The sequence below is a fragment of the Pokkaliibacter plantistimulans genome, assembly GCF_003194385.1.
Taxonomy (GTDB): domain Bacteria; phylum Pseudomonadota; class Gammaproteobacteria; order Pseudomonadales; family Balneatricaceae; genus Pokkaliibacter; species Pokkaliibacter plantistimulans.
On the sequence record NZ_LAPT01000072.1, the window covers coordinates 1 to 11,756 of the forward strand.

General features: G+C 58.0%; 10 protein-coding genes. 5 read left to right on the top strand and 5 right to left on the bottom strand.

From position 1 onward, the window contains the following. The first annotated feature begins 391 nt into the window (after positions 1–391). The gene (locus WH50_RS14675; RefSeq protein WP_110187986.1) at positions 392–1,327 is read left to right on the top strand and encodes a DUF808 domain-containing protein; all 936 of its coding nucleotides are present in this window, start codon (positions 392–394) and stop codon (positions 1,325–1,327) included. A gap of 55 nt (positions 1,328–1,382) precedes the next feature. Here WH50_RS14675 and WH50_RS14680 read toward each other — a convergent pair whose 3' ends face one another. Both WH50_RS14680 and pfkA read right to left on the bottom strand, forming a co-directional pair. Continuing rightward, positions 1,383–2,264, bottom strand: a complete 882-nt coding sequence (locus WH50_RS14680; RefSeq protein WP_110187987.1) for a DMT family transporter — start codon at positions 2,262–2,264, stop codon at positions 1,383–1,385. Positions 2,265–2,351: 87 nt separating this feature from the next. Next, a complete protein-coding gene (pfkA, locus tag WH50_RS14685; protein WP_110187988.1) occupies positions 2,352–3,353 on the bottom strand; it encodes a 6-phosphofructokinase in 1,002 nt (333 codons plus the stop codon). Between the two features lie 219 nt (positions 3,354–3,572). On the opposite strand from pfkA, the gene WH50_RS14690 reads away from it, so the two are divergent. Next, a complete protein-coding gene (locus WH50_RS14690) occupies positions 3,573–4,052 on the top strand; it encodes a peroxiredoxin family protein (protein WP_110187989.1) in 480 nt (159 codons plus the stop codon). 8 nt (positions 4,053–4,060) lie between these two features. On the opposite strand, the gene WH50_RS14695 is transcribed toward WH50_RS14690, so the two are convergent. Then, a complete protein-coding gene (locus WH50_RS14695; RefSeq protein WP_165838437.1) occupies positions 4,061–4,852 on the bottom strand; it encodes a metal-dependent hydrolase in 792 nt (263 codons plus the stop codon). Positions 4,853–5,054: 202 nt separating this feature from the next. Here WH50_RS14695 and WH50_RS14700 point away from each other — a divergent pair, with 202 nt between their 5' ends. Next, positions 5,055–5,720 carry a J domain-containing protein gene (locus WH50_RS14700; RefSeq protein WP_110187991.1) on the top strand — a complete coding sequence of 222 codons (666 nt, stop codon included), beginning with the start codon at positions 5,055–5,057 and terminating at the stop codon, positions 5,718–5,720. A 41-nt stretch (positions 5,721–5,761) separates the two neighbouring features. On the opposite strand, the gene WH50_RS14705 is transcribed toward WH50_RS14700, so the two are convergent. After that, positions 5,762–6,370 carry a hypothetical protein gene (locus WH50_RS14705; RefSeq protein WP_110187992.1) on the bottom strand — a complete coding sequence of 203 codons (609 nt, stop codon included), beginning with the start codon at positions 6,368–6,370 and terminating at the stop codon, positions 5,762–5,764. A gap of 302 nt (positions 6,371–6,672) precedes the next feature. On the opposite strand from WH50_RS14705, the gene WH50_RS14710 reads away from it, so the two are divergent. Next, positions 6,673–9,285 carry a putative bifunctional diguanylate cyclase/phosphodiesterase gene (locus tag WH50_RS14710; protein ID WP_133251333.1) on the top strand — a complete coding sequence of 871 codons (2,613 nt, stop codon included), beginning with the start codon at positions 6,673–6,675 and terminating at the stop codon, positions 9,283–9,285. Between the two features lie 50 nt (positions 9,286–9,335). On the opposite strand, the gene WH50_RS14715 is transcribed toward WH50_RS14710, so the two are convergent. Beyond that, on the bottom strand, positions 9,336–10,430 hold the full coding sequence (locus WH50_RS14715) for a hypothetical protein (protein ID WP_133251334.1): 1,095 nt from the start codon (positions 10,428–10,430) through the stop codon (positions 9,336–9,338). Here WH50_RS14715 and WH50_RS14720 point away from each other — a divergent pair. After that, entirely contained in the window at positions 10,395–11,432 is a 1,038-nt protein-coding gene (locus WH50_RS14720; RefSeq protein ID WP_110187995.1) for a Leu/Phe/Val dehydrogenase, read from the top strand. The genes WH50_RS14715 and WH50_RS14720 overlap by 36 nt on opposite strands. Positions 11,433–11,756 lie beyond the last annotated feature (324 nt).

Sequence of the window (11,756 nt, forward strand, 5' to 3'; positions counted from 1 at the left end):
GTTTTAACAGGTCGTTGAAAATCTATCTGCGTTGCCGAATACCGCGTCAAAAACAGGCTCACAGCCAAAGGCTGAACGTGCTTTAGCACGGCCCCGAAGGGGCGAGCAAAGCGAGTCAAGTGCTCATTTAGTTCACTAAACTCCGCTTTTTCGCCTGTTTCTTGTGCCCTCGGGGTATTTCCTTGTCTCGGCTGCCTCGATAACGTTTTTCAACAGCCTGTTAAGCCCGTCATGCAACGCCGCGTTTTCGCGGCGTTGCTGTTTCTACTCAGCCGATACGGATTGAAAGCCTCGACTGGCAGACAGATTGCAGCCACTGTCACACTAAACTCCGCTCATGAACGGCTATACTGTGGCCTTTGATTTTCTCAGGGATATAAAGGACTGAACGATGGCAGGATCAAGCCTGATTGCACTCATCGATGATATCGCCACCTTGCTGGATGATGTCTCCGTCATGACCAAGGTGGCCGCCAAGAAAACCACTGGCGTACTGGGTGACGACCTCGCTCTCAACGCCCAGCAGGTAACCGGCGTGCGTGCCGAGCGCGAGCTGCCGGTGGTGTGGGCGGTGGCCAAGGGTTCGCTGCTGAACAAGGTCATTCTCGTTCCGGCTGCGCTGGCAATCAGTGCCTTTATTCCCTGGACTATCACACCATTACTGATGGTAGGCGGTGCTTTTCTCTGTTTTGAGGGGTTCGAGAAAGTCTTCCACACGCTGTTCCACAGCGCAGCGCAGCACCAGCAGGAAGAAGAACTCAAACAGGCGGCAGACGACAGCACTACGGATATGGTTGCGTTTGAACAAACCAAGATCAAAGGTGCCGTCCGCACCGACTTCATTCTTTCTGCCGAGATCATTGCCATCACGCTGGGAACGGTAGCCGATGCTGCCCTGCTGGATCAGCTGATTGTCCTGTCGCTGATTGCCGTACTGATCACGCTGGGGGTGTATGGCATCGTTGCCGCCATCGTCAAACTGGATGATGGCGGCCTTTATCTGTGCCGCCGCGAGGGTCAGGGCACCTTGCCCGGACTGTTGCGAGGGCTCGGGCGCGGCATCCTGCGCGCCTGCCCCTATCTGATGAAAGGCCTATCGGTGGTCGGTACGGCAGCCATGTTTATTGTCGGTGGCGGTATCCTGACGCACGGTGTGCCGGTGGTGGGGGAAGCCCTGCACCACCTGAGTGAACACAGCGAACAGCTGGCAGGCGTCGGCCCGGTGCTAGGCTGGATTACGCCTTCCCTGCTCAACGCAGCGGTAGGCGTGATAGCTGGAGGAGTCGTTCTGGCGATCGTCAGCCTGATTCAGAAGCTACGCGGCTAACTCCCCCCCAGACAAAACCCACATCACTGCAAGCCGCCATGCCTGTGGCAGGCGGCTACTTGCGTACCCCCAGTACCAGACCAGCCAGAATCAGTACACCACCGATACCGTGATAGGGCAGCAACGCCTCCCCCAGTAACGTCACGCCCAGCAAGGCGCCAAAGACAGGCATCAGGAAGATAAACAGACTGGCTGCCGATGGACCGAGTATGCCAACCCCGTGGTTCCACAGCAGATAAGCCACGATGGAAGCAAAGACACCGGTAAAGCCAATCGCCGCGAGGTTGGTCAGATCAACGGCAAACCCTCCCTGCTGGCTCCACTCCCACACATAGAAAGGCAGTATCATCGGCACGCCCAGCATCACCACAACCGCCAGCAACGTAACGGGAGGAATACCGAGGTGACGCTTTTTCAGCAGCACGGAATAGAGTGCCCAGCAGCCGACTGCCACCAGCATCAGCAGGTCGCCATGATTGAACGCCAGACTGGCCAGCACCTGCCAGTTCGCCTTGGAGACGATGACGATCATGCCGACAAAACCGAGCAGCATCCCACCGGTTTGTCGTGCCGTCGGCCGTGCTCCCAGCATCAGCCAGGCTGCCAGCATGGTGGTCATGGGGATCAGGGTATTCATCAGGGCAGTATTGATGGCCGTGGTTTTCTGTACGGCCATATAAAGGATGGAGTTGTAAGCACCGACGCTCAGCACGGCCAGTAATGCCAGCCAGGGCAACTGCGGCCTGATCAGCGACCAGTGGCTGCGAATACTCTGCCAGGTCAGAGGAATGAGAATGGCGCCCGCCAGCGTCCAGCGCCAGAAAGCCAGAGAGATGGGAGGCATATGCCCCACCAGCCCACGACTGACAACAGCATTGGCCGCCCACAAAAACGTCGTGGCCGCCAGTCCCAGTGCAGCCCACCAGGTACGATTCATTGATGACTCCTTAACATCCGGTCTCGGTCTGTGTCACATCAGCCACGGGGCATTGAGCCACCCACAGCGCTTTGCTATCGGTGACGGTCAGCCTGCCAGGGTGGCGACCATATCGATATAGCGAGGGTCCAGCACTTTGCGCTGGCAGGCGAGCTGCTGCAGAGGGATCGCCACCACCCGGTTCTGATCCACGCCCAGCATCACCCGGTCGGCACCGGCCAGCAGAGAGCGGACGGCCTGCTCGCCGAGCATCGATGCCAGCACCCGGTCGTGACCTGTGGGTCTGCCACCGCGCTGGATATGTCCCAGCACACAGACTTTGGCGGCGTGTCCGGCCTGCTCCAGCTGAGCGGCTACATCGTAGCTGTAACCGGGCCTTGGCCCTTCGGCAACCACAACAATGCTGCTGCGCTTGCCGCGTCCTCGCGCCAGATCGAGCTTGTCGATCAGTGTCTGTGCCTGAAAAGGCCGCTCTGCGGTGATCACCTCTTCGGCTCCTCCGGCCAGCGCCACCTGCACGGCGATAAAGCCACTGGTACGCCCCATCACTTCGACCAGAAACAGACGCTCCAGCGCATCCGCGGTATCACGAATACGGTCGATAGCCTCCAGCGCGGTATTGACGGCGGTATCGAAGCCTATCGTGTCATCGCTGCCCCAGATATCGTTATCGATGGTACCCGGCAGGCCGATCACACGAATGCCGTGCTCCTCGGCCAGCAAATGCGCACCGGTCAGTGAGCCATCGCCGCCGATGATGACCAGCGCATCCAGACCCAGCTCACGGCAATGTCTGGCCGCCAGCGCTCGCCCTTCAGCGGTGCGAAACGCTTCGCTACGCCCCGTTTTCAGGACAGTTCCACCACGCTGGATGATGTTGCCGACCGAAGCCGTGTCGAGGGTTTGCCACTCACGCTCCAGCAGGCCGATATAGCCGTGCAGAATGCCGGTTACCCTGATGCCTGCCTGAATGGCGGTGCGCGTGACGGCACGGATGGCGGCATTCATACCTGGCGCATCACCGCCACTGGTCAGTAAGCCGATATGGAGCAGAGACTGGCTGGCTGTTTGGTCTTGTAATTGCCACATGATGATTCCTCAGGCCGACACTCGTGGTGTATCGCTCATCATCAGCAAGCAGATACAGCACACCACCTGAGTGGCAGCCAGATTGCAGGGAAGGACATGACGGTGGCCATGTCCCCTTATTGAGGATGGCCGCTTTTATAATGCACAGGAAGCTATCACAATCATTCCGGCTTGCCACCCAATCAATCGTATAAGTCGGCCAGACTCACAGAGGAGTGCATGATGCTCTCGACCCCACTTCCTTCCACTACCCTATGGCGCCTTGATGAGCAGGGCGTCAGCAGTGGCAACAGCCTGCAATGGCTCGGTCAGGGCAAAGTGCTGCTGATCGGCGTCCCCGGAGCCTTCACACCCACCTGCAGTAATCAGCATCTGCCCGGATTACTGGCCAGCAAAGATGCCCTGCAGGCTGCAGGCATCACCACGCTGGCCTGTATGGCTGTCAACGATGCCTTTGTGATGGCCGCCTGGGGCAGGCAGTTAGGCGCTGAGGGAAACATCCAGATGCTGTCTGATGGGCAGGCAGAACTGACCCTGGCACTCGGACTGCAGCAGGACGCCAGTGCACGCGGGATGGGTATACGCTGCAAGCGCTTTGCCCTGCTGCTGGAAAACGGCGTGATCACCAGAGCGTGGGTGGATGAGCCCGGCCGCTTTGAGTTGACCAGCGCCGAGCACATTCTGGCGGAGTTACGCTGAGCCGCTGATCAGGACCACAAGGAGCGGCACCAGCGCAGCAGTTCAGTCAGATGCTGACTGGCCTGCTCCCATAATCCGGGTTGCGCGGGGGCCTTCAGGCTATGCAGATCCGTCAGGCTCGGCCAGTGGCTGGGGCCCTGCCACACCACCTGATGCAGCACACTCTGCCAGGCCGCCGGGCTGGGGCTGATCCAGAAGGTGACCAGTACCAGCAATGCCATCACTATGGTCAGCCCCGGATATTGCCAGTCAGTGATTTTCAGCGCCGTACCAAAGGATTTCTTTATCCGCGCACCAGACAAATCGACGCTATACAGCTCATCCAGCAGCAGGTGAATGGTCGCGCCGATAAAGACGAAGGTGCCGACGCCCCAGGATGTTCGGGGGCTCAGAAAGAAGTAATGATGGGCCAGAGCAACCGTGATAAAGGCAAACAGGGTGTTGGCCAGCAGCGAATGCAGCATGCCACGATGAACAGTGAAGCGGGCGAAGATGGCGAGTACCGGGTAGCGTACGGCCAGATAGGCGAGGATTCCCAGCAGCCACAGCATCCACAGCGGCAGCACCCCCACCTGATCAGCCACCAGCGAGGAGGCAAACATGGCTCCCATGATACTGAACACCAGCTGTATCGACTGGGAATGGTCAGAATCGATATCAGGCAGCAACCCACCGAGGGTTCCCGCCAGCCAGAAAATCAACGCTTCCTCTGCGGTTGCCGCACCGACGGACAACGCCGCCGTCGACAACGCCCCACACGCAGCAGCAGCTACTGCGGTATGAGTTTTGAAATCAGCCATGACAAAAATTAACCGCACTATCGTTGCAAACCACGCCATTCTACCTGATATGCAGGGCAAAGCACTGTATATAAAAACAGATCACTTTCCCGTGGCCATGTGCAGAACCTTGTGAGCCAGTCCGACAAGACAAGCGACGCGAGCAGATCGTCAGTACATGCTGAAGCAGCGTCTGCATTTACCTTGAGGAGCCGTCCCGACCATGATCATTCTCTATCTGCTGCTGGCTGGCGTGCTGCTATGGTGGCTATGGAGTCACTTCGGCACCCTGCGTCGCATGGATCGCAAGATACTGCTGCTCTGTCTGCTGGGGCTGGTACTGATCGGCGCCGGTATCATCGGGCGCCTGCCGTGGTTCTCTGCGCTGATTGGAGCCGTGCTGCCCTGGCTTGGCAAAGCCTGGCCCTGGCTGATGCGGGCTCTGGGATTATGGACCTATGTCAAAAAGCAGCAGCGTATCATTCGGCTGCAGCATGATGACAAAGGTCTCGATGGGCTGGTGCTGCGCGGTCCGCTACAACAACGCACCCTCAACAGCCTGACACCCACCGAGCTGCAGCAGCTCAGGCTGTATTGCCAGCAGGACCCGTTCAGTCTGGCCCTGCTCAAGCAGTGGTGGACGCTAAGCCAGCTCGGCTCCTGGCAGGAAGCGCCTCCCCCGGCCGCCTATCAACCGATGAGCAAAGACGAAGCGCTGGCCGTACTTGGCTTACCCGCCCATGCAGACAGGGCCGACATAGTGGCCGCCCATCGGCGCCTGATCAGTCGCCTGCATCCTGACAAGGGTGGATCAGACTGGCTGGCCGTGCGCGTGAATACGGCACGGGATATCCTGCTGGCTACGTTACCTCAGGACGATCCTTTTTAAGATCTGTTCACACTCTGCGCCGCATCCCGCGCACCGTCTGCTCAGAAACTGGAAAGATCATCCGGCGAAGAGTAGCGATGTTCGCGTTCCAGCCGTTTTTGTTCCTCCGTCTTACCTGACCCATTGGCAGGATCAAGCTTGACCACCGGCGGCTTGGGATAGGGGTTAAAGCTGCTGTAGAAATACTGGATCATGCTGTCGCAATCCCCCTGCCGTACCCCGACCGGCCCGCGACTGTTCTTGATCCGCACATACTCTTCAAGAAACGCCGACTCGGTCATGACCCAGCCCCGCACCGTGGCCACTTTATCCAGCAGCCAGTCACGAGTCACACTGGGGTCTTTCAGCATGCACATACTGAGCTGATTGATCTGTTCCAGATACCCGAGCCGCTCGTTATCCGGCTTCTTCGCCACCGCCACCGCCTGATACAGCTTGGCCACATCAATCATGAACTCACGCAGTCGCGTGCGCTCCGGGCCGTACCACTCCAGCCGAATACGCCGCTCCACGCCATCCCATAGCGCATTGTGGTTGGTATCGGCGTAAGCCGCAGCAGGAGTGCCGGCGTTACTGGCCAGCGAAGGCATCTCCTGCAGCTCTTCGATGGTGACAACGTCATCCGCTCTGGCCGCCAGGGACACCAGCAAAATTAGACAAACCCCGGTTTTATACATAGCTTAATCACTACAAGTGAATGGAAGTGGCTTATGTTCAGCACCCAGCCCGGCTGACAACCTGTTCACGTGCCAGAGCTGCAAGACCCTGTTCTCTATCGCTTTGCTTCGCCTGTGCTGCTGCATACTCAACGCTGTACTAGTCTAGTTCAGCCCTGTGATATCGCGAGCGCAGCAAAGCAGACTGGACAACACAAAGAGAGCTGCTCATCAGATCGTGAACCGTTATCCGGCCCAGACTGCAATATGTATTCAGGACAAGTAGAGCAAACATCGTGCTGATAGTTACTGACTCAACCAGACGTGTGTTGTATTGGGACGAGGCCATCAGTCGTATGACCGGCCTCACACCGGCACAATTCGAGTCCACTGCGCTGTATCGGCAACTTGCCCAGGTAATTGAACAACCCGCCAGCACCCCCGTGCTGCAAACCGTTCCTCTTGCCGACAGCGACAGCCAACTGCTGGCCACGGTGGATCGCCTGTATATGGGTGATGGCGCCATCCTGCTGCTGATCACGCTGAATCAGCCTCGCCCCGGCCAGCTGCCCTGTATCAGTCTTGACCTGAAACATGAGCAGAGCCAGCCCAATCAGGCACTGCTGCAACTGGCCGAAACCATGCACTGCGATTATCAGCAGCTGTTGCCTGACGTAATTCAGCAGCACTGGAAAGATATCCCGCTGGCCATCTTCAGTACGGAGGTGCATTACCAGAACCTGCTGCTGCGCTGGCTGATCATGCCGCGTACCGATGGCCAGACCCTGTACTGCCTGGGTATGCCGGTGGATGAGCAGGAGCTGTATCAGCAAATCCTGGAATACTCGGTGGATGGCATCTATCAGACCCATCGTTCCGGCAAAATCCTGTTCGCCAATCAGGCACTGTTGCAGCTGTTTGGCTACGACAATCTGGAGGGGATGCAGCGGGCGATTCAGGATGTCAGCAGCGACCTCTACGTTAATCCAGAGCATCGTCACCAGTTTGTATCTCTGCTCGATAAACATGGCATCGCCGAAGCCTTTGAATGTCAGATGCGTACCGCGACCGGCAAAATTATCTGGCTAAGACAAAATGCCCGTGCCGTGCGTGGTATTAACGGCAAAACGGTATTCATTATTGGCACGGTAGCCGACATCACCCAGCAGAAGCGGGCCGAGCAAGCTCTGCGCTACGCCGAAGAACAATATCGTGGCCTGTATGAAAACGCCGTGGCAGGCTTGTTTCGCAGCTCCATCAAGGGTTACTTCCTCAGCGTCAACCCTGCACTGGCCACCATGTTCGGCTTTAACTCGCCAGCGGCCTGCATTCGTTACTACACCGACCTGAGCCATCAACTGTACGTCAAACCCCAGCAGCGCAAGCAGTTGCTACGGCAGATGCTGAGCAATAAGGACGTGATACGTAATGAGATGGAGGTATACCGTCGCGATGGCAGCACCATGTGGATACTGCAGAATCTGCGACTGGTACGTGATGCCAGTGACAAGGCACTGTATATCGAAGGCTCCATCATCGATATTACCCAGAGCAAACAGGCCCAGCAGCGTATTAACCATCTGGCCCATCATGACTCCCTGACCCAGCTGCCCAATCGTATTGCTCTGACACAGCAGATCAACCGCTGCCTCGACGAAGTCAGTAAGGGACTGTGTTCCGGCTTTTATCTGCTGATGCTGGATCTGGATAACTTCAAGGACATCAACGATACCCAGGGCCATGGTCTGGGCGATCAGCTGCTGCAGATCGTCGCCGATCGCATTCGCTCACTGCCTGCTCAGTATTTCGACGTGGCCCGTATCGGCGGCGATGAGTTTGCGTTGCTGGTTCGTCAAAACGACCAGACCATAGAGACCTTCTGCCAGCAGCTGCTGGATGTCATCGCCCAGCCCGTGCAGCTCAGCAATCAGCACTTTCGCATCGGCGCCAGTATCGGGGTGGTCCATTACCAGCCCACAGATCCGCTACAGACGGCGGATCAGGCGCTACAGCGCCTGCTGCGTCAGGCCGATCTGGCGCTCTATCAGTCCAAAGACAACGGACGGAACTGCTACAGTTTCTACTCCCTCGATCTGGATGCCCGCCTGCAGGAGACCCGCCGGCTAGAACGAGACCTGTACGATGCGCTGCGTTCCGAGGAGCAGTTCTTTCTGGTGTTCCAGCCCCTGATCGACTGTGCCAACGGCCGCCTGCTCGGGGCTGAGGTGCTGCTGCGCTGGCAACACCCTGACCGCGGGCTGATCTCCCCGGCACAGTTCATCCCGCTGGCGGAGAACTGCGGTCTGTCTTCGGAGCTGGATGACTGGGTACTGCGCCATGCCTGCCAGCAGTTGCGCCGGTGGCAGGATCGCGACCGTCCCCTGCCCCTCAGTATCAACCTGTCCGCGCAGCAGTTCTCTCAGCTGGACCTGCTGTCACGTATCCAGGGTCTGATTGACGAATTCGCCATCGCGCCGGCCTATCTGGGTCTGGAGCTTACAGAAACGGCTGCCCTGACCAACCACCAGACGGCTGTCACGGTGCTGAAGCAATTACGTGAACTGGGTATCAGCATCGCGCTTGATGACTTTGGTACGGGGTATTCGTCGCTGGGTTATTTGCAGGATTTGCCTGTCACCAAGGTCAAACTGGACCGCGCCTTTATTGCCGGTATCGTCAGCGACCCGCGCCAGCGCGCCATTGTCTCGGCGGTGGTCAGTCTGGTTCGCAGTCTGGGGCTGATACTCAATGTGGAGGGGGTGGAAACCGTGGAGCAGTTCAAAGTTCTGCAGGCGTTTCATGTGGATGAGTTGCAGGGTTTTCTGCTGGGCCGCCCGGTCATCGCAGCAGAACTGGAACGCCTGTGGCTGGGGGCAGAAGGCTGGCAGGCGCTGACCCTGCCAGCCTGAGCCCTATTCTCAGATCAGGCTCGCGCGCTCTGAACGTGGTGATTTTGCGCTCAGGGTACCAGCCAGCCAATCTCCTCTGCGGTGGTTTTACCAATCACGACCTGCGACAGATCATCGGGTATTTCTGCCTGCTGCGGCGTTAGCGGAATACGCCCGGCCATCAGCTCAGCCTGCCGCTGCGGCAACAGCGGTTGCTGCTCAGGATGGGCAAAACCACTCGGATACACCGGGTACAGCGTCTGTGGGTCATATTTGTCAGTGGCGCCAAAGTTATGCAGTAACTCATGGGCCAGAATGACATTGTTGACCTCCCCCAGTTTCTTGCTGGCATAACCGTACACTACGCCCATCCATAACTTCTCGATGCCAAAAGCATGCTGTGGACGCTGCAGATTTTCTGGCCCATAGAGCACCAGAAACAGATCCACATCACTGTGCTCACGGTTATCCACCCGCCACCAGTGCCACCAGCGCAGCTCAAGGCTCCACCACATAATTGCCAGCGCACTGGCACCAGGTTCCGGCTGTGGCGGAGGTAACACCTGCACCTGGCTATCCAGTGCCAGATGAATGGGCTGATCCAGAGGCAGGCCGTAGTCAGCCGCCTGTTCATTGAGAAAGGTTTCAATATCGGCAAAGTCGGCGTTGGTCAGACTCTCCATATAGTGCTGGGTGCTGGCCTCGCCATCACCGTTAAGCAGATGCACATTGACCCAGACAGGACGTTGCCAGTGGCTTAACTGCCATGACTTCCAGACGGTCGATTGCAGCGCCAGAAACAGCGCCCCCACAAGCACTGTCAGGCGTATCAGCTTCCATAGACTCATACCCTGACGACCTCTTCCCCGCTCCCGCACCTTGCCATTCGCGCTTTCATTTATGTACTCCCTGCCATGCTTTGCCTTGTTGCGAAGAGAAGCCCCCTGCCCCTGCTGAACACCAACGTTCAGGACAAGCTGCCGCCCGATAACGCCGCCAGCGGTCAGAGTATTGAACTTGGCGCTCAGCAGCCGCAGGGACTTTATAGCCAGATCAGTAGCATCAGCAAGCCTGTCAGAACCTGTGACTGAAGTCAGGTGATTGAGAACAACACCGAGGGAGCAGAGACCATGACGATCTTTTCCCACCCCAGTTTTGCCCGGCATGAACACGTCAGCTTTATTCAGGACGCTGCTACCGGGCTGAAAGCCATTATTGCTATTCACAGTTCACGCCTTGGCCCGGCGCTGGGAGGCTGCCGTATGCATGCCTACAGCACCGATGACGATGCCCTGACCGATGTGCTGCGTCTGTCGGAAAGCATGAGCTATAAGGCGGCGCTGGCCGGACTCCCCCTCGGTGGAGGCAAATCGGTGATCATCGGCCATCCCAGCACCGACAAGACGCCCGCCTTGCTGGAAGCCTTTGGCCGGGCGGTGGAGCATCTGGGCGGGCACTATATCGTGGCCGAAGACGCCGGCACGGGCGCCGCTGACATGCGTATCATCTCGCGACAGACGCAGCACGTGACCGGTCTGGCAGATCCGCAGCGCGGCACCGGAGATCCGTCACCGAACACGGCCTATGGAGTTTTTCTGGGGTTACAGTCCGCTGTGCAGGATCGTTTTGGCGATACCTCCTTGCAGGGGATGCAGATTGCGGTGCAAGGTCTGGGTCATGTGGGTATGCGCCTGTGTGCCCTGCTGCATGAAGCAGGGGCGCAGTTATGGGTGGCCGACCCTCTGGCCGAGCGGGTCAGACAGGCGCAAGAGCGCTTCAGTGCTCATGTCAGCACACCGGAGCAGATTCACAGCACCGCCGTCGATGTGTTCACCCCCTGTGCCCTTGGTGCCAGCATCAATGACCATACCCTGCCTGAGTTACATGCGGCGGTGGTTGCGGGTGCTGCTAACAATCAGCTACTGCGCCCCGAGCATGGCGATCTGCTGCGCCAGCGCGGCATACTCTATGCGCCGGATTATGTGCTCAACGCTGGCGGTTTGATTGATGTGTTCTATCAGCACGGGGAGTTTTACAGCAGTACCAGGGTGAGAGCACACATCGAACGCATCCCCACGACACTGGCAAAAATCTTCGCCACCGCACGGGAGCAGCAGATGGCCACTAATCGGGTGGCCGACCGTCTGGCCAAAACCATGCTGCTGTAACAGGTTGTTGGAGATCTATCTGCGTTGCCGAATACCGCGTCAAAAACAGGCTCACAGCCAAAGGCTGAACGTGCTTTAGCACGGCACCGAAGGGGCGAGCGGAGCGAGTCAAATGCTCATTTAGTCCACTAAACTCCGCTTTTTCGCCTGTTTCTTGTGCCCTCGGGGTATTTTCTTGTCTCGGCTGCCTCGATAACGTTTTTCAACAGCCTGTTAGGCCTTTGGCACCGTGGCTTTAATGATGAGCGTGAACGTACAAGTCTGAAACAACAACAGCGGCCTTGGCCGCTGTTGTTGTTTCAGGCGTTCACTCTCCTGCCATCA